Raw genomic sequence first — 22626 nt, 5'->3', positions numbered from 1 at the left:
CGCTCACCAGCGCATGTGGACGTCCTCCGCCCAGCCCAGCAGGTGTTCCACGGCGATCTCCGTGCCGTCGTCCGTGCGGACGCGCCCGTCGTAGTGGCCGAAGCACTGGTCGGTGCGGTTGTCGATCAGGCCGGTCTCCGTGCGGGTCGACCGGTTGTGGAACGGCGTGAACGTCAGATCGACCTGGCCGGACGACGGCGTACGGAGGGTCCAGGGGGCGAGCCGGTCGGTGGTCGACCACCGCCAGTCCAGTTCCTCGCCGATCTTGCTGAGCCGGCCGTCCACACAGAGCCCGTTCTCCGTGGAGCCGGAGCCCGCCGTCCAGCGCCCGCCGAACTGGAGGCCCACCGTGCGGCCGTCGGTGCGGCCGGACGCGGCGCCCCAGTTCCAGTCGACCGTGCGCGGCCAGCGGCCGCGGCCGTGGTCCAGGACGGCCCAGGTGTCGTCCCCGTCGAACTCCAGGTACTCCCCGCCGATCCTGACCCGCCCGGACGCGGGCAGCGCGGTGTGCTTCGAGGTGTACTGGAAGCGCCGCTCGCTCCACGGCACCACGACCGAGAGCGACTCGTGCTCCGGCGGCCGGGCCACCAGGAGATCGACCTCCAGCGGCACCCGGTCCGGGGTCAGGCAGCGGGCCCTCAGCCGGGTGCCCGCGTTCTCGTCGCGGATCTCGACGCGCACCTTGCCGCCGGACGGCCGCTGGGGTCCGACCACCACGTCCCGGGAGCCGGGAGCCCCGGCGACGCTGTCGGGGAGCTGGACGCCGAAGCCGCCGGGGATGATCGCCGTGCGCTCCAGCTCCAGCCCGCCCGGTGCGAATTCGAGCAGGTAGACGGAGTTCAGGGCGAGGAAGTCGAGGTCGCTGACGGTCAGCGCCACCAGGTGGGTGGGCGTCGTGACGCACCAGTACTCCCAGCGCTTCGTCCGGCCCCAGCCGCGCAGATTGGCGCGGTGAAGAGGCACCCGCGACCAGCCGACCGCGGCCGGATTCAGGCTGCCGTCGGGCAGACACAGGTCGACCTGTTCGGTGATCTCGCGCTCGGACGTGGTCATGCGCGGATCCTATAGCGGGCCCGGGTGGTCCCCGGAGGGTCCGCTCACTGCGGCTGGGAGCCGTCCGGCCACACCCCGATGTGGTCCTGTTCCAGTTCCAGCATCACGCGGTGCTCCATGCCCAGCGCCTCCGTGTAGTCCGCCGGCAGTTGCAGCCGGCCCGCACGGTCGAGCATCGCGTACTCGCGCGCCACCTGGGACTCCTGGCCCGTCGCCGCGTCGACCTCCGTACGGCGCAGCACCTCGAAGGATGTGCGGCCGTCCCGGATGGCCACCGTGCGGCGGACCTCGTTCGCGACCGCCTGGTCGTGGGTGACGATCACGATCGTCGTGCCGAGCTCCTCGTTCGCGCGGCGGAAGGCGGCGAAGACCTGTTCGCCGGTGGCCGAGTCCAGCTCCCCGGTCGGCTCGTCGGCGAGCAGCACCGAGGGCGAGTTGGCCAGCGAGACCGCGATCGCCACCCGCTGCTGCTGACCGCCCGACATCTGCTGGGGGCGCCGGTCGCGGCAGTCGGCCACCTCCAGCATCTTCAGCAACGACTCCGCGCGCGCGGTCCGTTCACGGGCGCGGCCGCGCCCGCGCAACTGCATCGGCAGCGTCACGTTCTGGATCGCGGTCAGATAGGGCAGGAGGTTGCGGGACGTCTGCTGCCAGACGAAGCCGACGACGTCCCGGCGGTAGCGGAGCCGTTCCTTCTGCCCCATGGACAAAAGGTCGCACCCCGCGACCTTCGCCGCCCCGGCCGTGGGTTCGTCGAGGCCCGCCAGGATGTTCATCAGGGTCGACTTGCCGCTGCCCGACGCGCCGACCAGGGCCAGCAACTCGCCCTCGGTGACCAGCAGATCCAGGCCCTGGAGGGCCTGCACCTCCACCCCGTCCGTGGTGAAGATGCGGACCAGCCGGTCGCAGGCGATCAGTGCGTCGTGCCCGTAGGAGGGCCGGTCGCGGCGGGCGGCGGCCCGCTGTTCGAGCTCCGCCAGCGTGGAATCGTTCGACGGCGTCGTCATCGGGAGTCTCCTGCCCTGAGTTCGGTGATCGATCCACGGCGGCCCGCCCACCAGGCCTGCGCGCCGGCCACCACCGCGGCGAGGACGACCACGCCCAGGGCCGGCAGGACCAGCGACCACGGATCGGTGCGCAGCGGTGCGGTGTCCAGCGGGCCGGAGCCGGGGCCGGACGAGAGGGCGAGGCGGACCAGGTCGATGCCCGGCGCCAGCAGGGCGATGGTCGCCCAGCCGACGAGGAGTCCGCCCCCGGCGGCCAGCAGCGCCTGCGGCATGGCCTCGAAGCCGAGGAGGCGGCCGCCCTGCCGGGAGGTGAGGCCCATGGTGCGCAGCCGCGCCAGCAGCGTGGTGCGTTCGGGGGCGGTCTGGAGCAGCGAGAGGAGGACGGCGAGCAGGGCGTATCCCGCGCCGGCCGCGATCGCCGCCGCGTAGATCCGCTCGGCCCCCGTCTGCATCGGGGTGTCGACGTACGAGGCGCGCTCCTCGGCGCGCGTCAGCACGGTGAAGTCCTCGCCCGTGTGCCGGGCCGCCGTGCGCAGCGCCCCGGCGTCCAGCCGGTCGCCGGTGAGCAGCAGCGCGGTGGTGCGGCGATGGGTGAGCGAGGCGGAGTCGACGATGATGAACGAGGTGTCGTCGACGGCGGGCGTGTCCGCCACCGTGCCCGCCACCCGCACCTTGAAGTCCCCGGCCAGCGACTGGAGATCGCGCGGCCGGTCGCCGAGCCGCTGGGCGACGGACGGCGAGACGAGGACCGGCAGCACCCGGTCCTTCGACGGCAGTGTGCCCTTCGGAGTCGCCGGACCGGTCGCCTCCAGCCGGTCGGCGGGGAAGGCGCCGATGCCGGTCGAGCGCGCGAGCCGGGAGTACGTGACCGGGTCGACGCCGATCAGGGTGGCGCCCTTGGCGTCCTCGAAGCCGCTCTCGGGGGCCGGCAGCGCGACCCCGTACTCGATCTGGACCGGCGCCGTGTCCCGTACGCCGTCCGTCTCGCGCACCGCGCGGATCAGACCGTCCGACAGGGGTACGGAGTCGGCCTGGCCGCTGATCCGGGCATCGGCGCCGACCGCGCGCACCGCCGCGCCGTCCCGGGCGTCCGCGACGCCGGCGAGCACCGACCCGCCGAACGCCGCCGTCGTCAGCGCGACCAGCAGCGCGAGCAGCGGCAGGGTGCCGGCCGCCGAGGTGCGCCCGGCGCGGGCCAGCGCCAGGAAGCCGACCGCGCCGCGCAGTTTGGCCACGGAGCGCAGGGCCAGCCGCAGCGGCAGCGGATAGAGCCGGACGAGGACCACCGACGCGATCAGCCCGACCAGCACGGGGGCCGCGCTGATCAGCAGGTCCGTGCCGCCGGCACCGTCCGTACCGCGTCGCCGCAGCGCGGTGACGGCGCCGACGGCCAGTACCAGCAGGGTGAGTTCGGCGACGGTACGCCGCCGGGACGGACGGGCGGCCACCAGGTCCTCGCGGCCCCCGTGCAGTCGCGGGGTGCGGTGCAGCAGGGTCGTCCGCAGCGGGAGTGCGACACAGACCAGGGCGACGACCCCGGCGGCGCCGGCCACCGCGGGCCACAGCCGGGCCTCGCCCACGGCCAGGACCGCGAGCAGCAGGCCCAGCGCCCCGGCGGGCACGGCCGTCACGGCGGTCTCGGCCAGCAGTCTGCCCCCGATCCCGGACAGGGACGCGCCGCGGGCCCGCAGCAGGGCCAGTTCGGCGTGGCGGCGCCCGGCCATCAGACCGCCCGTCATCAGCAGGATGACGGCGGCGACGGCCCCTATGCCGACGGCGGCGACCGTGACGACCGGCTGGATCGCCCCACGCATCCCGTCGTACGCCGTCAGCACCTCGTCCAGGCCGGTCGTCACCGTGACCGTGTCCCCGGCCACCTCGCGCATCTCCAGCAGTTCCGGACCGCCCTCCAGGGAGGCCACCGCGGTGCGCAGCCGGGGCACGTCGAGCGCCGTGAGCCGCGCTCCGTCCGGCGCGATCCGCCAGTACAGCTCGGGCTGGCCCGTGGTGGCGAGCAGGGCGGGCGCGGCGTCCGGCGGCAGCAGCAGTGCCGCGATCCAGTAGTAGCGCGGCGTCTCCTTGGTGGGCTGGGCGACCAGGGACGGGCTGCGGAGCAGGGGTTCGGCCGACCAGTAGGAGGCCCCGGGATCCCGCGGGGCGACGATGCCGGTGATCCGTACCGTCAGCGGCTCACCCCCGCGGGTCGGGACGGAGACGGTCGCGCCGGGCCTGATCCGCAGCGCCTTCGCGGTCTGCTCGGTGACGGCGGCCTCGACCTCCCTGGTCGTCAGCGTCACCTCGCCCCGGACGGCCGGCCACGTCCCCGTACGCAGGGTGGCGTGGCCGGGCAGCGCGGACTGGGTGACGTACGTCAGCGCGGGGTCCAGGCCGTACGGGCGGGGGAACCACGGCTCGCCCGCCGGGATCGGTTCCGAGGTGCGCACCCCGTACGCGGACTGGGAGGCGTCGGCCCGCACGGGCTCGGGCAGCCCGGTCAGGACCCTGCGCTGCACGGACGCCAGAGCGGCCTCGCGCACCGCCGACTCGCGTGCGGCCACGGGCAGTTCCAGACCGGGCTGGGGTCCGCTCACCTCCAGGACGCTGCGCGTCGGGTCGACCTCACCGAGGTCGTGGCGCAGCCCCTTGTTCTCGTAGCTGTCGACGGCCCGGGGGAAGGCCGCGGCGAGGAAGGCCGTCACCACCACCAGCAGGGCGAACGCGCAGGCGGCGCCGGGGGCCGTCCGCAGCCGGGTGCGGACCCAGGGAGCACAGGCGGCCGCGGCCCGGGGGGTTCTCGATCGCGGGCTCATGTCAGTTGTCCCCCTGGGTGCGCAGCGATATCGCCGGGTCGGCGCGGCGCAGCGCGAGGGCCGCGACGATGAGCAGCGGCAGCGCCGCCACTCCGGCCAGCAGCGCGGCCACCTGCCCGGCCGGCAGCCGCACCAGCACCGGGGGCACCGGCTGGGCCGCCTGCCCGGTCAGGACGATCAGCGGCACCACCGCCCTGGTGAGCAGGGCTCCGAGCAGGCCCCCGACCAACAGCGCGATCGTGATCAGTACGCCCTGCTCGGCGGCCGTCATCCGGGCCAGCTGGCGGCGGGGTGTGCCCAGGGCCCGCAGCACGGCGAACTCGGCGGACCGCTCCCGCTGCGAGCCGACCGCGGCCACCGCGAAACCGACCGCGGCCAGCGCGGCGGCGATGACCGCCACCGCGAGCAGCGCGGACTGCGGGCCCGCCCCCAGCGGATCGCTGATCAGGTCCTCGGCGACCTCGTCGCGCACCCGCACCTGCACGGGGTCGGTTCCGGGCTGCTCGCGCAGCGCGGCCGCGACCTCCGCGGCCCGGCCCGGTTCGGTGCTCAGCCACCACTCCGTGGCGGCGAGCCGGGCGTTCGGGCGTTCGGCGAAGACCTGCCCCAGGGACCGGAGGTCGAGGAGCAGCGCCCCGCCGTCCCGTGCCCGCTGCGATTCCCCGGTGGAGGCGGAGGAACCCGAGCCGGGCCCGGTGGTCGGCAGCCGGTGCACCGTCCGCGTGATCGTGACCCGGACCGTCTCACCGGCCAGCGTGACGTCGACGTTCTGCCCCTGCTTCGCCCCGGTCGCCTTCAGGTAGGCGTCGGTGGCGACTGCGTGCAGGGCCGGCGCCTTGGCGCGGGCCGCGGTGATCCGTACGTTGAGGGCCGGGACCGCGTACACCGCGTCCTCGGGAGTGACGGAGCCCGTGGAGTAGTCGAGGCCCAGCGGGGTCGTGGCCGAGGCGGTCGGGCGGACGGGCGCGCCGGGCCGCACCTCACCGAACGCGTCGGCGGTCACCGCGGCCTGCCAGCGGAAGCCGTCGGGGACCGGGACCGGCTGCTCGGCGCCGCCCGGCCCGACGGTCCGCAGCGCGCTCACGGCGAGCCGGTGGGACTCCCCGGGGCCGACGGGCTGCTTGTCGTCCAGCTCGATCCCGGTGACGGCCAGTTCGCCGGCGGCGGCCACGTCGACCGAGACCGGATGCGCCTTGCCGTCGACGGGCACGGAGCCCACGACCACCTGGTACGGAAGGCCGTAGCGGTCCTCCAGACCCACGGTGACCAGCGGTCCCATGCCGGAGGGCGAGACCGTGCCGGGCGCGGTCACGGCGGAGATCCGTACGTCGAAGCGGAGCTGGGTGCTGTTCTCCGGCAGCAGCAGCCCGGTGCGGGCCGCCTTCGCCGGGGTGAGCGTGTCGAACAGCCGGTCCACGGACCCGTCGCCGAGGTCGTCGCGCATCAGCATCCGCTCGTCCGCGTGCGCGGTGTCCAGGGCGAGGACGTCGGCGGTGCGTTCGTCGGAGAGGTCCACCGACGCGCGGAAGGCGGGCGCCGCGTCCCGGATGCCCGGCAGCTTCGCGTACGCACCCGACTTCGCCGGGTCCGCGCTGACACCGCCGGTCACCCGCACCGACGCACCGGACCTGAAGTCCGCCTGGTCGCTCTGCGAACGGTTCCAGGACGCGCTCTGCCCGATCGCCAGCATTCCCATCGCCACCGCGAGCACCAGCAGCAGCACCGGCCCCGCTCCGCGCAGGGGGCGGCGGCTGAACTGCCAGCCCGCCAGTGCCGTCGCGAGCCCCCGGCCGCCCGCCGCGCGGCGCTCCGCGAGCTTCGCCGCGGGCGGCAGCAGACGCAGCGTCAGCACCGTGCCGGCCAGCAGCGCCAGTGCGGGTGCGGCCACCAGCAGCGGGTCGATGCCGAGTTCACCCTCGCGGTCGCCGCTGAGAGCGCCACCGCCCGAGCCGTTGGTCTGCCGGTCCAGCTGCCAGTACGCGACCGCCGCGACCACCAGCAGAGCGATGTCCGCGCCCGCCCGCACCGGCGCGGGCAGCGCGGCGGTACGGGCGGAGCGCCGGCCCCCGGCACTGGCGGCCAGGGCCGGAGCCACGACCGCGAGCGCGCAGGCCAGCGCCGTGACGGCCGCGATCAGCCACACCTGGCCGGTGACGCCGGTGTCCAGCCGCAGGCCGATCCGGGAGAGATCGCTGCGGTCCGCCAGGAGCCGGGTCAGCGGCCCGGCGAGCAGGGGGGCGACGGCGGCGGCCGGCAGCGCCAGCAGCAGCGCCTCGATCGCCGCGAGCGAGGTGATCCGGGCGCGCGAACCCCCGCGGGCCCGCAGCAGTTCGGTCTCACCGCCGCGCTCGCTGCTGAGCAGCCGCGCCACCAGCAGCAGGGCGTACCCGGCCAGCAGGACCAGCTGGACCGCCACGATCGTCAGCGTCGAGCGGGAGACCAGCAGCGCCCGGTCGATCTGGTCGAGAACGGTGGGCAGCGAGGTCTGCGCGCTGGCCCCGTCCTTGAACTCGGGCGCGGCGAGCAGGGCCTTCGGGCCGGTCGTCGCCGAGTGGTGCAGCGCGGCCATCCGGTCGGTGGTGAGGGTCCGGAAGTCGGCGGAGGCCAGCCAGGACATCTCGCCGGAACTGACCCGGCCGGAGCCGAGCACGGCCGGGTCGGTGAGCAGCGGTCCGTACGTCGTGAAGACGACCTTGCGGACGCCGCGGCCGCCGAGCGCGTCCAGTTGCCAGTACGGATCGGACTGGTCCGCGGCCCGGTAGAGACCGGTGACCAGGATCTGCACCGGCTCGCCGCCGAGCCGGTCGGTGATCTTCAGCCGGGCGCCGGGCCTCAGCCCCAGGGTGTCGGCGGCGGGGGCGGGGAGGGCGACCTGGACGGGGGCCCCGGCCTCTCCCGCGCCGGCGGCCGGCATGCGGCCCGCGGTGAGCCGGACCCGGGTGCGGTCGAGGGAGGCGAAGTGGGTGAGGTCGGGATCGCCGCGGCGGGCGGCGGGGTCCTGCAGACTGCGCGGCAGCGCGTACGGACCGGAGGACTCCAGTTTCCTCACGGTCACCGGGAGCCCGTCGAACGTGTCATGGGCGGCGCGGCGCGCGGAGGCGTCGGCGGCTTCCCGCCGGTCGCGCTCCACCTGCGCGGATATGACGAGAGCGGCGGGAGCGGCCGACCGGTGGCTGAGGGTGTGGCGCAGTGCGGCGTCGCCGATGGAGCCGGAGAAGGCGGTGAGCGCGGCGAGCACCGACGTGGTGAGGAGGACGGCCAGGACGGCCGCGGCGAGCAGGAGCCGGTGGGCCCTCACCCGCAGAAAGACGAACCCCGTCACCTGGCCCCCTAGTCACCGCTCACAGCGCACTCACCGCCCCCCGGCGCGTCGTATCGGATGCTTTCAGACAGCGGCTCCTGCTGGAAACCGCTTACGGGCAGACCTTGATGGGATCGTGATCGATATCCGACGGTGGAGTACCGGATTCCGCACGCTTCCGATCGGGACTCAGCCCTCGGTGTTCACCATGGAGGCGGCCGCGTACGTGAGGTAGTCCCACAGCTGGCGCTCGTGCTCCGGGGCCAGCCCGAGTTCGTCCAGCGCCTCGCGCATATGGCTCAGCCAGGCGTCGTGCGCGGCGCGGTCCACCCGGAACGGCGCGTGCCGCATCCGCAGCCGGGGGTGTCCCCGCTCCTCGCTGTAGGTGCGGGGGCCGCCCCAGTACTGCATCAGGAACAGCGTGAACCGCTCCTCGGCCGGACCCAGGTCCTCCTCCGGGTACATCGGTCGCAGCAGCGGGTCCCCGGCCACGCCCTGGTAGAAGCGGTGGACCAGGCGCCGGAAGGTCTCCTCGCCGCCGACCAGCTCGTAGAAGGTCAGCTCCTGCAGCGTGTCGTGCGGATTCTCAGTCACCCGTCCATGGTCGCAGACGCGCCGGGCGGAGACAGGGGGCCCGGGAGCACGGACCCCACCGCCCCGCCGGAGCCGGCGACGGAGGCGAAGGCGGCGAAGGAGGCGACGGGAGGCGACGAGAGGTGACGAGGAGAGAAAGGAGTGCGGGGGACACAGCACGGCGGCCGGCGACGGGGTGGGAACCCCTTCGCCGGCCGCGTGGTGCGTGCGAGCCGTCAGTCCCGGCGGATCGTGATCGTCGTCCACGCTCCGACGTGCACCTGGTCGCCGTCCTGGAGCGGTACGGGGACGTAGGGCTGGATCGGGTCCTCGGCGCCGTTGAGCGTCGTGCCGTTCGTCGAGTTCTGGTCGACCACGGCCCAGCTGCTGTCCGGCTGCTGCACCAGCACCGCGTGCTGGTGCGAGACGCCCGGATCCTCCGGGGGCACGGACAGGTCGATGTCGGGGGACTCGCCCGTGCTGTGGCGGCGGCGGCCGATGGTGACCTGGGTGCCGATCAGCGGCAGCTGCTGTTCCGGGGAGTAGGCCGGGAGGTTGAGCCCGGTGGCCTCGGGGCCGCTGCGCTGCATCATCGCCAGGAAGTACTCACGGTCGGGCGCGATGACCGCGGTCCAGTTCATGGACTGCGGAGCCTGCCCCTGGTCCTGCCCGGGGCCCTGCTGCTGCCCCTGCCCGGGGCCCGGGTGCCGGCCCGGGTCCTGGTTCTGGCCCGGGTACGGCTGCTGCGTCGGCGTCTGCGGGCCCTGGGCCTGCGAGGGCGGCGACAGCAGCCAGTCGTCGCCGCCGGACTGCGGCGCCTGCGGCTGCGGCGGGGCGGGCGGCCCGGGCTGCTCGAAGACCGGGGGAGCCGTCTGCTGGAACGCCGACGGCGCGCCCTGCTGCTGCTGGAACGGCGGCGGCGGACCCTGCGGCGCGTTCTGCTGCTGGAACGGAGGCGGCGGAGGTGAGCCCTGCGGCGCGTTCTGCTGGAACGGGGGCGGCGGCGAGCCCTGCGGAGAGTTCTGCTGCTGGGCGTGCTGCCGGCCCTGCGGGAAACCCTGCGGGCCGCCCTGCGGTCCCTGCTGCTGGAACGGCGGAGGCGGCGGCCCCTGCTGACCCTGCTGCTGGAACGGGTGCGGGGGCTGCGGACCCGGTCCCTGCGGCCCCGGTCCCTGCGAGCCGGGCTGGCCCGGGCCCGGGGAGAGCGGCTCGGCCGACCGGTTCATCTGCGAGGGGCGCGAGCTCTGGTACTCGAACGGATCGCGGGGCTCGCGCGGCTGCGGAGGGCCGGGCGGCTGCTGGGCCTGGAAGCCCGGCGGCAGATTGAGCCCGGGGACCGGACCGGCCGGAGCGCCGTGCTGCGGAGCCAGCGGCGTGTACGACGTGGCGGTGTTCGTGAGGAAGTTCCAGCGGCACTCCTCGCAGAACGGCGCCATGGCCTCCCGCGGGGTGCGGCACTGGGGGCAGAGCTCGGCCTGCTGGGTCGCCTCGGGGCCGGGGCCCTGCGGGTATCCGTAGCCGGGTGCGGGGGGCGGGGGAGGCGGCGGCGGAACGGCACCCGCAGGGGCGCCGGCCCCGGCCATGCGGTGGCCGCAGACCTCGCACCAGTCCTCGGAACCCGACTGGTGTCCGTTCGGGCAGGTCGGCATGTCGGCGCTTCCCCCTCTCCTCGTCCGGCCCCGGGGGCCGTCATTTTTCTTGCGTCGCCGCCCGGCGGAACGGGCCGGTCGGGCGGCTTATCAGTGCGAATATCTGATTATTTCTTGACGCGAACTGTCTTCGTGGAGCGCGTTTCGAGTGTCATCTCGTCCGCTTCCGCGACCTTCGCCTTCAGTCGCACAGTACCGGTCGCCGCATCGACGACGTCTACCACCTTCGAAAGCAGTTTCGCAGTGTCCTCGTTCCCGGACGCCGATGCCAGCTGCACCGCACGGCCGAGTTTGGCCGTCGCGCCGTCGAAGTCTCCCGACTTGCGCGCATCGAGCCCCTGCTGGATGACTTGTGCCAGTTCGGCCTGTCCCGTGTAGTGCGCCACCTGCGGATTGATCGACGTCGACGCCACCATGTCGTCCGTCCACACCGCCCGGACCAGCCCCTGCGAGAGGGTCTGCGGCACCCCGCCCGCGGGGTCGGGAAGGATCAGCGAGACGCGGGCCGCCAGCATCTCCTGCCCGATGCCGGCCTCCGGCACCTGCACGCACACGTGGTAGTCGCGGGACTCGTCCCCCCAGGAACCGGTGGGGTAGTCCCCCGCGCGCGGCCCCGCCTCGGTGCGGCGGTCGGTCAGCTCGGCCACCGTCGGCGCGACCTGCTTCACGAACTTGATCTCCACACCGACCGGGGTCCAGAGGCGCAGCGCGACGTCCGCGACCTCCTTGCCCATCGCGTTCTCCATCATCTGCGTGAAGTCCGCGGCCAGCCCCGCCGGGTCCGCGACGATGTCGGCCGTGCCGAGCAGCGCGGAGGCGATCGCTGTGACCTCTTTCACTTCCCAGTCGGTGCCGACGCCGCGCGCGTCACACGTGAACCGGCCCGCGCACGCGTCCAGCGCGGCCCGCAGGTCCTCCGGCGCCTCGTGCTCGTTGCGCCCGTCCGTCAGCAGGATCCCGTGCCGGATCTCCACGTCGGCGGCGCCGAGCAGCCGGTCGGCCAGCCGCAGCCAGGTGCCGATCGCCGTACCGCCGCCCGCGCTGAGCCGGCGCAGGGCCTCCTTCGCCTGACCCTTGGTCTGCGCGTCGGCGACGGCGAGCCGCCCGTTGCCCGGGTAGACCTCCCTGGCCACGTGCGTGCCGCCCACCACGGCGAAGGAGGTGCCGTCGCGCAGGGTGTCGATGGCCGCCGCCGTCGCGTCGCGGGCGTTGCGCATCTTCTTCGGCGGGTAGTCCATCGAACCCGAGCAGTCCACCATGATCACCACGGCCGCGTCGGCCGCCCCGCCCGTCAGGTGGGAGGGCGCCGCGCCCGTCAGCGGGACGCCGCCGGTGGTGCCGCCCCCGGTCGAGGTGACGGTGATGATGCCGTTGACCTCACGGCCGCCCTCCGGCAGATATTCGTTCTGATACACCTCGACGGAGAACTGCGGCACGTTCGACTTGGAGAAGTTGGCCATCTGATCGGCTCCTTGAGGCTCCACGTGTCAGATCAAGACAGAGGTGCGGGCAAAGACATCGGGGTGCGGCGGCGGACGGACGGGACTCACCCGCTGGTGTAGGCGGATCCTGCCCCTTGCTGCGGCACGGCGAACGGCACGAGGGCCACTGTTACGTTGTCGTGGCCCCCGCCGTCGAGTGCGTGACCCACCAGCACCTGGGCGCCGTGCAGCGGCCGTTCGTACGCGTCCTCGGGGACCGCGGCGGCCATGTCGGCGGCGGACTCCGCGTAGTTCCACAGACCGTCGGTGCAGACCACCACGAGTCCCGGCCGGTCCGGTTTGAACGACGCGGTGTGCGGCTCCAGTTCGTAGGCGTCCGCGCCGAGCCAGCCCGTGATGGCGTGGGCGCGCTCGTCGGCGTACGCCTCCGCCTCGTTCATCAGGCCGGCCGCGACCATCTGCGCGGCCCAGGAGTCGTCCTCGGTGAGGCGGGCCGGCGGTGTGGCGCGGTCCTCCGGCACCCAGTACACGCGGCTGTCGCCGACCCAGCCGACGACCAGCAGACCGCTCGCCATGATCGCGCCGACCAGGGTGCAGGCCGGGGCGTTCTGGTGGCGGTGCGGATCGGTCTCCTGGGCCTGACCGGCGTCCTGCGCCAGCAGGTTGACGGATGCGGCGGCGGCGACGATCGCCTCGTGCATCGCCTGCTGCGGATGCGTGCCGCGCGGCAGTGACTCCAGGAGCGCCTCGTTGGCGGCGTGCGCGGCGGCGGCCGAGGCCTCGTCCGGCCGGCTGGCCGACGACACCCCGTCGCAGACGATCGCGACGACGGCCGGGGAGCCGTCCGGCAACGCGGTGCTCGACACGGCGAACGCGTCCTCGTTGCGGTGATGACGCAGTCCGCGGTCGCTGACGGCGGCCACCGAACCGAGCTCCTGCTCCATGTGGTCGCGCTCGCGGGGCTGGGCGTGGCCGCAGTTCTCGCAGTAGCCGTCCGTGTCGACGTGACCGGCCCGGCAGGCCACGCACACCTTCGTGCCGGCGGGCGGGGCCGGTGCCGGCTCGGGGGACGTACGGGGATCGGGCGCCGCCCCCTCCGGCGCGGCCAGCTCGAAGTCGCCCGACGCGCCGGCCGGGGTGCCGGGCGGCGCCGAACGCTCCGCACCCGGGGCTGAGCCGGGCGCCTGCCCGGGGGCGGCCTGCGCCGCCCCCTGGACGGGGCCGTGGCCGGGACCCGGGGCGGGTTCGCCGGCCGGGGTGGTGATGGCGATCGTCGGGCGGTCCTGCGGCGGCTCGGGCACGGCCGACAGGTCGTACCCGCACGCACCGCAGAACAGATCCCCCGGCTCCAGCGGCTCCTCGCAGCCGGGACACCTCGACAAGGCCGTCTCCTGGTGGTTCTGCGACATGTTCACACCCACGTTCGGGGGCGGAAACGGTTGGCCCGCTCCACCAGTTCGATCCTCTCGTCACCGGGCTCCGCAAGCCGGGCGAGCATTCGGTACGACCGCTCCAGCCCGAAACGCAGGCCGCGCTCGTCCACGTCACTGCCGAGCAGCGTCTTCGGCCCCTCGGTCCCGGCGTACGGGACCGACTGAGGGTCCGGGGGCCGAGCCGTGGGACTACCGGAGAGTACCCAGTCGAGCGCCGTCCCCAGCACCTCGGTCGACAACTGCTCGCGGCGCACCGGGTCCAGACCGAGCCCGGCCAGCTCCGAGACCTGCGCCGAGGCCGCCACCAGGTCGGTGCTCAGCGGCTCGTCGGGGGACCGTTCCCGCAGCCGGGCCCGCACCGCGGCGACCCGGGCCGCCGTGAAGTGGATCGACGCCTCCGGGACCGACTCCAGGGTCCTGACGGCCGCGCCCCGGTCCCCGGCCGCGATCTGCACCCGGGCCAGGCCGAACGCCGCGCTCACGAAGCTCGGGTCGGTCATCCACACCAGCCGGTAGTACTCGGCGGCGTTGTCCAGCTGGCCCAGGACCTCCGCGCAGATGCCGAGGGCCAGCTTCGGCGCCGGCTCCCCGGGAAACGCGTCGTAGACCGCGTCGAAGGACAGCGCCGCGGTCTCCTTGTCGCCGGACACGAGCGAGGTGAGCCCGCGGTACCAGACCACTCGCCAGTCGTCCGGGTACTTCGCCTCCAGCGCGGTCAGGGTCCGCGTCGCGCCGGCGAGGTCGTTCATCTCCAACGTGGCCCGCAGTTCGCGCAGCCGCGTCTCCAGGGAGGCGGCCGGCACGGCCTGCAGCGCGGCGATCAGTTCGGCGGGCGCCGACGCCATCACCCCGGCGAGGAAACCGGCGTTGGGGTCGTTCGCGTCGACCCGGGGCACGGGCAGCGCGAGGGAGGTCGCGCGCACATCGAGCCCGGCGAGGCGGGGGACGTTCGCGCTGTACGGGCCCGGCACGGCGCCCGGGCTCGCGTCCGGCATCCGGGGGGCCGGGATGGCCGCCTGGGGCTGTGCGTACGCGAGCGGGGCGCCGTTCCCCTCGCCGCCGGGGGCGCCACCGCGGACGTGCGTGGTGGTGGAGGGCAGGGGGCCGGCCCCCGCGGCGAAGCCGGGAGGCGGCCCGGCGGGCAGGGCGCCCGGGACGCCCCCGGGAGGCGCCACCGCGGCCGGCGGGGACGCGGGCGGCGGGGACAGGGGCTGCGCCGCCGTCCCCTTCACGCCCCGTCTTCCGAACAGCCCCGGCCGGTGGGACTCCGGAGATCTGGCCCCCAGGCGCGAGACGTCACCGGTCCGGAGGGCGAAGAGCTCCGTGTCGGTGACCCGCAGTTCCGCACCGAACAAGGTCGACAGCGCCGGGCGCGGGCGCCCGGTCTGCAGCGACACCACCTCGCGCAGCACGCCCGTCAGCTGCTCCGCCATCTCCGCGGCGGAGGCGAACCGCCGGGCCGGATCGGGGTCGGTCGCCCGCACCAGCAACCGGTAGAACGACTCGTAGGTCCGGAACACCTCGATGTTGTCCGGGTCCGGCAGCGAGTCCACGAAGACGTTCGTGTACCCCTGGAAGTCGAAGGTGAGCACCGCGAGCGTCCGCGCGACCGTGTACAGGTCGGACGCCACCGAAGGGCCGGTTTCGGCGACCTCCGGCGCCTGGTACCCCACCGTGCCGTAGATGGCCGACTCCTCGTCGTCCATCCTGCGCACCGCGCCCATGTCGATCAGCTTCAGCTGGTCCTCGGTCTGGATCGCGTTGTCGACCTTGAAGTCGCAGTACAGCAGGTTGCGGCTGTGCAGGTGGCCCAGCGCCTCCAGCGCCTCGATGCCGAACGCGCACGCCTGCTCGACGGGCAGCGGATCCCGCTTCCCGGACGGGGTGCGGCGTTCGTTGGCGATCTCCTTGAGCGCCTTGCCGCCGACGTACTCCATGACGATGTAGCCGTCGAGCGAACCGGTCCGCTGGTCGAGGTGCTCGACGAAGTTGTAGATCCGGACGATGTTGGAGTGCTCGATCTCGGCGAGGAACCGGCGCTCGGAGATGGCCGCCGCCATGGCGTCCTGGTCCCCGGTGTCGAGCAGGCCCTTGAGCACCACCCACCGGTCGGAGACCGCGCGGTCCACCGCGAGGTAGACCCAGCCGAGCCCGCCGTGCGCCAGGCAGCCGGCGACCTCGTACTGGCCGTGGACGACGTCACCCCCCTGGAGCTTGGGCACGAAGGAGTACGGGTGCCCGCACTTGGTGCAGAACCCCTCCGTACGCCCCGGCCGGTCGCCCCGGGCCCGCCCCACCGGCGCCCCGCAGTCCGAACGCGAGCAGAACCGCTTGCGCTCGGGCACCTCCGGGTTCTCCATCACCGCGGTGCGCGGATCGGGGCGCGGCACGTCCGGTACGAGCACCAGCCCGGCCCCCAGCCGGTTGCGGCCCGAGGAACCCGTCGACCTGGCCGAGGAACGCACCGAGACCGAACGCGACGTGGACCTCCCGGACAGCGCGCGCGAGAGCCGCCCCGACACCGAGCGCCGCGAGGTCGACGAGCGGGAGGAAGCCCGCGCGGAGGCCCTCGACGAGCCCTGCGAACTGCTGCGGGCCGAGGCGCTGTCGCTCCTCCTGCCGCTGCCGCGTCCGCCACCCGCGATCCCGGTGGGCGACGAGCTCACCATGCCGTTCGGCGACACGACCGGCGCCAGACCGCAGGTGTCGCAGTACAGCTCACCGCCGCCCATGTCCTCGTAACTGCCCTCGCACGCGGGGCGCTGGCACTGCGTACTCATGGTCGTTCCCCCTGTTCGCCCCGCCGCCGGGGCGGCCACGCTGCCTTGTCCCTACCCGTCCCGCACACCATGTGCCCCACGATCCCCGGACGTCTCACGGGCGCCCCCACCGGTCCTCGGGGGCGGACGGCCCGCGCCCCGCCAGCATGTCCAGCGCCACGTCCTGGTAGCGCTGCACCGCCAGCGCGGCGACCCGCAGATCGCACGGCGCGCTCCACAGCATCCGGCGCGCCGCGTCGTACCGCTCGATGAGGAGCGGGTCCTCCGCCAGCCCGTGCCGGGCCACCTTCGCCTTGTACGCGTCGAGCCGGCCGCGCAGCTCCGCCCGGACGGCCAGCGGCGCCGTGACCGCCGTCAGCTGCTCCCGGGCCCGCAGCAACTCCTCCTCTGCCTGGCGCTCCAGGGAATCCAGAAGCGGTGACAGCCGGTGCCACTGGGCATGCCTGCGAAACTCCGACGCGGCGGCCAGCCGCTCCTGGAGCACCGTCGGCGGGCCGTTGACGGCGGGCACCTCGGACGCGGCGATCTTCGCCAGCACCTCACCGCGCGCCGCCCTGGCCTCCGCCAGGGTGCGGTCGGCCCGGGAAAGGACGTCACGCAGCTGGACGAGGCGCTGCTCGGCGTCCTGCCGGACCGCGAGCACCGCCTCGACCTCCCGCCGCACCTCGTCCAGCGCCCGCGCCGCCCGGTCGTAGCGCGTCGTGTCCGGGCGGCCGCCGCCCGGCGCCGAACTTCCGGGCCCCGGCAGCCAGAACGCCAGCGGGTCGGAGATCACCTGCACCCGCAGCGTGGTCAGCTCCTGGATGATCGCCTCCAGGTCGTCGCCCGCAGGGTGCTCCCCGGGCCGTACGCCGACCGAGTGCGCCAGCGAGTGGGTGCGGCGCAGTTCGGCGGCGAGCAGGTCTATCCGGGCGGGCATCGCCGACCACACGGAGTCGGAGGCGACGACCATGTCGAGCGCGCGCGCGTACAGCTCGTTCATCCGCTGGACGAGCTCCTCCAGCGTGAAGCGCTCGGAGAGCCGGGCCGGACCGGTGATCGACGGGTCGGGGGCGGCGGCGGCATGCGCCACCGTCACCCCCTCACCGCGCAGCAGCTCGGTGAGCGCCACCAGGTCCTCGCGGTTGGGCTGACGGCGCCGGGCCCGGACGTCGCGCGCCTGGTTGAGCGCGCCCGCGTACGCCTCGAAGTAGGTCCACAACAGGGTGATCGACTGCTCGGTGGCGCTCCAGCGCTCCTTGGTGACACCGGTGAGCTCGGCGCCCTCCAGCAGCCGGCGCCCGGCGTGGTCCTGCAGGGCGAGGAGCGAGGTCTCGATCGCCTCGTGCTCCGCACCGAGCCGGGCCAGCGCACGGTCGGCCTCGTCCCGGTCCATGACCGGGCCGGGAGGCCGGGCCGCGTAGCTGGGGAAGGGGCCCGCGACGCCCATCGATCACCTCTTCGCTCTTCCTGCCGGGCGGGGGCGCCCGGCAGGGTCTGTGCTGCCGACCCGCCGTCCGGGTGCCCGTGCCCCCGGTCCGGCCTGATCCACATGAACTGCCTCAGTTGTCCCGGTACTTGGGTGCCGGTGGCCCCGATATCCCGGGGAGCCCGCCCTCCAGCCAGGCGTGGTACGAGTCCATCCAGCGGCTGCCGCCGCCACCGGCGCGGTAGTCGACCAGCACCTTGTTCACCCGGGACACCAGATCGTCGGCGCCCTTCTTCGTGGCCACGCCGTAGTACTCGGTGGTGAAGGGGGCGCCCTTGAGCTCCACGGCCGGGTCCTGCGCGGCCTGGCCGGCCGCGAGGGCGTTGTCCGTGACGACCGCGTCGACCTCGCCCATCTGGAGCCGCACCAGGCAGTCCAGCTGGTTGGGGACGGTGAGCCTGTCCTCGTCGGCCGCGCTGCCGTCGTGCTCGTCCTTGAACACGGAACCGAACGACTCCTTCTCCAGCGCCTCGTAGGCGGTGGAACCCTCGGCGGTGCAGACCCGCTTGCCGGCCAGCGAGGAGTTGAAGCCGGTGATCGCCTTCCCCTTGTCCGCGTCCTCCTTCGGCGCGAGGACCTGCTGACCGGCCTGGAAGTAGGCCGTGGAGAACGACACCTGGTCCAGCCGGGCGCAGTTGATCGTCATCGTCCGGACGACGACGTCGACCTTGTCGTTCTCCAGTGCGGCGATGCGCTGGTTGGTGGGGATCGCCCGGAAGATGACCTTGTCCTCGCTGCCCAGGATGTCCTTGGCGATGGCCCGCACCAGGTCGATGTCGAAGCCTTCGAGATTCCCGGTCGCCGGGTTGCGGAACCCCCACTGGAAGCTGTTCTGGTCGACGCCGGCGATCAGCTTGCCGCGGTCCTTGATCCGCTTGATCGCGTCGCCCTCCGGCCGGCCGGGAAGCAGGCTGGCCTCCGGGTCCGTGCAGTCGTCGGCACGCGCCTGAACGGCGTGGGCCGTCCCGGTCCCCGAGTCGAGGGCGGTCCTGCCGCTGTGGGAGAGCGGCAGCAGGGTCAGCGATGCCGTCACCGCACAGGCCGCGGCCATGGCGGTCACGCCGCCCCAGCCGCGCAGCCGGTGCGCCCGGCCCCCACGGCCCGTCCTCGGGTCCTTCGCTGTCATCGCTCCCCCTGTCACCGGAACTCCGAGAGCCTGCGGTTGACGCCGACGATCGCGGCCACCGCGCCCAGCACGGCGAGGGCCGCGGCTCCGATCGGCAGCCCGCCCAGGGCCCCGCGCCCGTCCTTGGCGGCCCGGGTGAAGTCGCTCTGCTCGTGGGCGAGTGCCTTGCGCAGCGCTTCGTCCACCTGGCTGAAGGACTCACCCGTCGAGTCCCGCGGCCCGATGATCTGATCCAGGGCGGTGTCGTAGTCGCCGCCGTCGTCGGTCTTGCGGGCGGTCCGGTGACGGTTCTGCCACTCCGTGACAGCCTTCACGGCGTCGCCGACCGGCTTGCTTCCCTCGGCGTCATGGGTGTCCTCGGCCAGCTTCGCGGCCTTGTCCAGCTCTTCGCCCAGCGCCTTCATGCCCGTGCCGTAGTCCGTCTCGTACTTGTCGTTCTTGCCGTCCGCGGTGAGCACCGCACCACGGGCGACCACCGTGAGGTTCTCACTGGAGCGCGCCTTCAGCGAGTCGATGCGTGCCCGGTTGAGCACGTCCAGGGACTGCTGGCCGTGGGTGTCGGCCTCGGCCAGGCCGGACCTGGCCACGGTGTGTCCCACCGCCAGCCACAGCAGTATCACCGTCGCCGCCGCCGTCGCGGCCAGCAAGCCGTGATTGAACACCCGGTTGGTCCTGCGGTAGTTGCGCCGCTGGGCCCAGAACAGTACGGCCAGCGCGACGATGCCGATGCCGAGGGAGAAGAACGGCCAGGCGCGCGCGGAGTGGTAGTCCCGGTCGAGCCGGCCGGTCTCCGCCGTGTACAGCCGTTCGGCGGCGGGCAGCAGCTCGTTGGTCATCTTCTGGTTCGCGTACCGGAGATAGGCGCCGCCCAGCGGCAGTCCCTGCCGGTTGTTGGCGCGGGCGCGCTCGATCAGACCGGTGTAGCGGGGGAGTTCCTCGTTGAGCGTGGTGATCTCGTGGCCGGACTTCGTGGACGCGTCCGTGTTGGCAGCGGCCTTCACCAGCAGCCGGGAGGCGTCCTCGATGTCCTTCACGTACCGGTCGTGGACCGCGCGCGGTTCCTGCGGACCGGCCAGGAAGCCGCTCGCGGCCGCCGCGTCCGCGTCCGCCAGCGAGCGGTAGATGCCCGCCGCGTCCGCGCTGAGCGGCTGACTGCGCTCCACCACGTCGTTCGCCGCCGCCGCGCGGTCGCTGATCTCGAACGCCGTCACCGCCCCGAACGCCACGACGAGCAGCGCCAGCACGGCCCCGATGATCTGGAGCCGGCCGGGCTCGGTGGTCGCCGCGGCGCGCAGCCGCTGCGTCACGACCGCCCGGACACTGTGCGGCGGCGGCGCGGGTACGGCCGCCGGCGCGGGCTGCTGCTCCGGCGCGCGGAGCGGCGCCGGGCGCACATTCGGCGGGTATGTCACTTGACCTCCCCCTCGGTCACTGACGGTGGCCCGCCCCCCGGCCGATCGGGGGGACTGGTACCCGGCCAGAAGTATGGCCGCAGGGACGGGCGTCCACATCGCGAACGCCCGGATCCCGCACCGGTCCACGGAGCGGCCGACTGTCGTCAGCCGCAGTCACACAGCATTCGATCAAGGCCCGCGCCGTCGATCAAGACGATCTACGACGCAATCCCCGAAACGGATCGATCTCCCCCCCATGAACACGTCCGGGGCAACTGATCGGTTCCCGTACGCACAAGGGCGTCCCACAGCCCGAAGGCTACGGGACGCCCCTGACATCCACCGGTGCGACCGTGCGTCAGGCGTACCGCGCCCGCAGCCGGGCGTGCACCTCCGGCGCCGCACCCGTGTGGTCCAGGCCCAGCAGCCCGGCGCCCAGCACCGGGGGCTCCCGCACCACCCGCACCACCGCCTTCGGGGCGCGCGCCGTGAGGAGTTCGGCGATCCGGTCGTCCAACTGCGGGTGACGGGCGGCCAGCACGCTCCCGCCCAGCAGCACCGGAGCCTCCTCGCCGAGCAGGCCGAGGCGGGAGAGCGCGACCGAGGACAGCGCCACGACCTCTTCGGCCAGCCGGTCCACCAGCCCGCGCGCCACCGCGTCACCGGCCGCCGCGGTCGCGAACAGCACCGGTGCCAGCTCGTGCCGCCGCCCCGCCGCGATCCGGCCCAGGTGGAGCGCCTCGATCAGCGCGTACATCGAGTCCAGCCCGAAGTGGGCGGGCAGCGCACGGGCCAGTTCGGTCGCTTCACCGCGGCCGTCCTCGGCACGCGAGGCGAACCACATCGCCTCCTCGGACAGCCCTGAACCGCCGCCCCAGTCGCCGGAGATCCGGCCGATCGCGGGGAACCGCGCGGTCCGCCCGTCCGGCAGCATGCCGACGCAGTTGATCCCCGCACCGCACACGACGGCCACCCCGCGCGGCTCGTCGGCCCCCGCCCGCAGGATCGCGAAGGTGTCGTTGCGCACCTCCACCGTGCGACCCCAGCCGCGGGCGAGCAGGGCCTCGGTCAACTGCTCCTCCTCGACCGGCAGATCGGCGTTGGCGAGGCAGGCGGACACATGGGCGACGGACCCCGCGCCCGCACCGGCCGAGGCCAGCGCCTGCTCCACCGCCGCGCCGAGCACGTCCACGGCCGTCCGGACACCGACCACGGGCGGCTGGAAGCCGCCGCCCCGGGCCGTGGACAGCACGGCGCCGTCCTCACCGATGAGTGCCACATCGGTCTTGCTGTTCCCCGCGTCGATCGCGAGGACCGCACCGTTCACGCCCACGCCAGGTGCTCCCGGTTGTGCGCGATCAGCTTGTCGGTGAGCGCCTCGGCGTACTCGAACTGGCCGATCAGGGGGTGCGCGAGCAGCGCCTTGAACACCCGGTCGCGGCCCCCGCGCAGCGCGGCCTCCAGCGCCAGGTCCTCGTACGCCGTCACGTGGGCGATCAGACCGGCGTACAGCGGGTCCAGCTCCGGCACGGCGAGCGGCGTCGCACCGGTCCTGCCGACCCGGGCCTGCACCTCGATCACCGCGTCGTCCGGCAGGAACGGCAGCGTCCCCTTGTTGTACGTGTTGACCACCTGCACCGCGGAGCCGCCGTCGCCCAGCAGCGAGGCCGCCAGGTCCACGGCCGCCTCCGAGTAGAAGGCGCCGCCGCGCTTGGCGAGCAGCGCGGGCTTCTCGTCCAGCGCCGGGTCCCCGTACAGGGCGAGGAGCTCCTTCTCCATCGCGGCGACCTCGGCCGCCCGCGAGGGCTTGGTGCCGAGCTCCTGCACCACCTCGTCGTGCGCGTAGAAGTAGCGCAGGTAGTACGAGGGGACGACGCCGAGCCGGTCCACGACCGCCCGCGGCATGTGCAGGTCGTCCGCGATCGCGTCGCCGTGCTCGGCGATGAGCCGCGGCAGCACGTTCTCGCCCTCGGGACCGCCCAGGCGCACCCCGAGCTCCCAGCTCAGGTGGTTCAGCCCGACGTGGTCGAGGTGCACCTCACCGGGGGTCACGTCGAGCAGAGCTGCGAACTTGCGCTGGAAGCCGATCGCCACGTTGCACAGACCGACGGCCTTGTGCCCGGCCTGGAGCAGCGCCCGGGTGACGATGCCGACCGGGTTGGTGAAGTCGATGATCCAGGCGTCCGGGTTGGTGCGCCGGACGCGCTCGGCGATGTCCAGGACGACGGGGACGGTCCGCAGGGCCTTGGCGAGGCCGCCGGCCCCGGTGGTCTCCTGGCCCACGCAGCCGCACTCCAGCGGCCAGGTCTCGTCCTGGTTGCGGGCGGCCTGGCCGCCCACGCGCAGCTGGAGCAGGACCGCGTCGGCGCCGGCGACGCCCGCGTCGATGTCCGAGGTGGTGACGATCCTCCCCGGGTGGCCCTGCTTGGCGAAGATCCGCCGGGCGAGGCCGCCGACGCGTTCGAGCCGGTCGGCCGCCGGGTCGACGAGCACGAGCTCCTCGACCGGCAGGGTGTCCCGCAGCCGTGCGAAACCGTCGATCAGTTCAGGTGTGTAGGTGGACCCGCCACCCACTACTGCGAGCTTCATG

Annotated in this window: 14 protein-coding genes; all 14 read right to left on the bottom strand. The window is 73.9% G+C overall.

Annotated elements, in window-relative coordinates; genetic code table 11:
- Nucleotides 1–3: 3 nt before the first annotated feature.
- Nucleotides 4–1053 (bottom strand): DUF2804 domain-containing protein, encoded by a 1050-nt coding sequence (locus ABZ454_RS10380; protein WP_359537075.1) that lies wholly within the window; start codon nucleotides 1051–1053, stop codon nucleotides 4–6.
- A gap of 44 nt (nucleotides 1054–1097) precedes the next feature.
- Complete coding sequence (locus tag ABZ454_RS10375) at nucleotides 1098–2060, bottom strand: ABC transporter ATP-binding protein (RefSeq protein WP_356322714.1); 963 nt, start codon at nucleotides 2058–2060, stop codon at nucleotides 1098–1100.
- Nucleotides 2057–4870 carry an FtsX-like permease family protein gene (locus tag ABZ454_RS10370; RefSeq protein ID WP_359537072.1) on the bottom strand — a complete coding sequence of 938 codons (2814 nt, stop codon included), beginning with the start codon at nucleotides 4868–4870 and terminating at the stop codon, nucleotides 2057–2059. The genes ABZ454_RS10375 and ABZ454_RS10370 overlap by 4 nt, the downstream gene beginning before the upstream one ends.
- Nucleotide 4871: 1 nt before the next feature.
- On the bottom strand, nucleotides 4872–8192 hold the full coding sequence (locus ABZ454_RS10365) for an FtsX-like permease family protein (protein WP_359537070.1): 3321 nt from the start codon (nucleotides 8190–8192) through the stop codon (nucleotides 4872–4874).
- Between the two features lie 168 nt (nucleotides 8193–8360).
- Nucleotides 8361–8765 carry a globin gene (locus ABZ454_RS10360; RefSeq protein WP_356322717.1) on the bottom strand — a complete coding sequence of 135 codons (405 nt, stop codon included), beginning with the start codon at nucleotides 8763–8765 and terminating at the stop codon, nucleotides 8361–8363.
- A 215-nt stretch (nucleotides 8766–8980) separates the two neighbouring features.
- Nucleotides 8981–10393, bottom strand: coding sequence for an FHA domain-containing protein (locus tag ABZ454_RS10355; protein WP_359537068.1), 1413 nt, complete (start codon nucleotides 10391–10393; stop codon nucleotides 8981–8983).
- Nucleotides 10394–10500: 107 nt separating this feature from the next.
- Nucleotides 10501–11853: a VWA domain-containing protein gene (locus ABZ454_RS10350; protein ID WP_356322719.1), complete on the bottom strand. Its 1353-nt coding sequence runs from the start codon at nucleotides 11851–11853 to the stop codon at nucleotides 10501–10503.
- A gap of 86 nt (nucleotides 11854–11939) precedes the next feature.
- Nucleotides 11940–13250, bottom strand: coding sequence for a PP2C family serine/threonine-protein phosphatase (locus tag ABZ454_RS10345; protein WP_359537065.1), 1311 nt, complete (start codon nucleotides 13248–13250; stop codon nucleotides 11940–11942).
- A complete protein-coding gene (locus ABZ454_RS10340; protein ID WP_359537063.1) occupies nucleotides 13247–16048 on the bottom strand; it encodes a tetratricopeptide repeat protein in 2802 nt (933 codons plus the stop codon). The genes ABZ454_RS10345 and ABZ454_RS10340 overlap by 4 nt, the downstream gene beginning before the upstream one ends.
- A gap of 94 nt (nucleotides 16049–16142) precedes the next feature.
- Nucleotides 16143–17477 (bottom strand): hypothetical protein, encoded by a 1335-nt coding sequence (locus ABZ454_RS10335; RefSeq protein ID WP_359537061.1) that lies wholly within the window; start codon nucleotides 17475–17477, stop codon nucleotides 16143–16145.
- 112 nt (nucleotides 17478–17589) lie between these two features.
- Nucleotides 17590–18642: a glutamate ABC transporter substrate-binding protein gene (locus tag ABZ454_RS10330; RefSeq protein ID WP_356322439.1), complete on the bottom strand. Its 1053-nt coding sequence runs from the start codon at nucleotides 18640–18642 to the stop codon at nucleotides 17590–17592.
- 11 nt (nucleotides 18643–18653) lie between these two features.
- A complete protein-coding gene (locus tag ABZ454_RS10325; RefSeq protein ID WP_359537143.1) occupies nucleotides 18654–19949 on the bottom strand; it encodes a hypothetical protein in 1296 nt (431 codons plus the stop codon).
- A 445-nt stretch (nucleotides 19950–20394) separates the two neighbouring features.
- Nucleotides 20395–21369, bottom strand: coding sequence for a BadF/BadG/BcrA/BcrD ATPase family protein (locus tag ABZ454_RS10320; protein WP_359537059.1), 975 nt, complete (start codon nucleotides 21367–21369; stop codon nucleotides 20395–20397).
- The gene (locus ABZ454_RS10315; RefSeq protein WP_359537057.1) at nucleotides 21360–22625 is read right to left on the bottom strand and encodes a 6-phospho-beta-glucosidase; all 1266 of its coding nucleotides are present in this window, start codon (nucleotides 22623–22625) and stop codon (nucleotides 21360–21362) included. Before ABZ454_RS10315 ends, ABZ454_RS10320 begins: the two co-directional genes overlap by 10 nt.
- Between the last annotated feature and the right edge of the window lies 1 nt (nucleotide 22626).

The sequence above is a fragment of the Streptomyces sp. NPDC005803 genome (genome assembly GCF_040630435.1).
Lineage (GTDB): Bacteria > Actinomycetota > Actinomycetes > Streptomycetales > Streptomycetaceae > Streptomyces.
The sequence above is the reverse complement of the archived record's forward strand: the minus strand, read 5'-3'. Positions and strand labels throughout refer to the sequence as shown.

Bases quoted from the DNA above. Each gene is read 5' to 3' on its own strand.
- ABZ454_RS10380 (WP_359537075.1), bottom strand. From the start codon at position 1,053: ATGACCACGTCCGAGCGCGAGATCACCGAACAGGTCGACCTGTGTCTG.
- ABZ454_RS10375 (WP_356322714.1), bottom strand. From the start codon at position 2,060: ATGACGACGCCGTCGAACGATTCCACGCTGGCGGAGCTCGAACAGCGG.
- ABZ454_RS10370 (WP_359537072.1), bottom strand. From the start codon at position 4,870: ATGAGCCCGCGATCGAGAACCCCCCGGGCCGCGGCCGCCTGTGCTCCC.
- ABZ454_RS10355 (WP_359537068.1), bottom strand. From the start codon at position 10,393: ATGCCGACCTGCCCGAACGGACACCAGTCGGGTTCCGAGGACTGGTGC.
- ABZ454_RS10350 (WP_356322719.1), bottom strand. From the start codon at position 11,853: ATGGCCAACTTCTCCAAGTCGAACGTGCCGCAGTTCTCCGTCGAGGTG.
- ABZ454_RS10340 (WP_359537063.1), bottom strand. From the start codon at position 16,048: ATGAGTACGCAGTGCCAGCGCCCCGCGTGCGAGGGCAGTTACGAGGAC.
- ABZ454_RS10335 (WP_359537061.1), bottom strand. From the start codon at position 17,477: ATGGGCGTCGCGGGCCCCTTCCCCAGCTACGCGGCCCGGCCTCCCGGC.
- ABZ454_RS10330 (WP_356322439.1), bottom strand. From the start codon at position 18,642: ATGACAGCGAAGGACCCGAGGACGGGCCGTGGGGGCCGGGCGCACCGG.
- ABZ454_RS10315 (WP_359537057.1), bottom strand. From the start codon at position 22,625: ATGAAGCTCGCAGTAGTGGGTGGCGGGTCCACCTACACACCTGAACTG.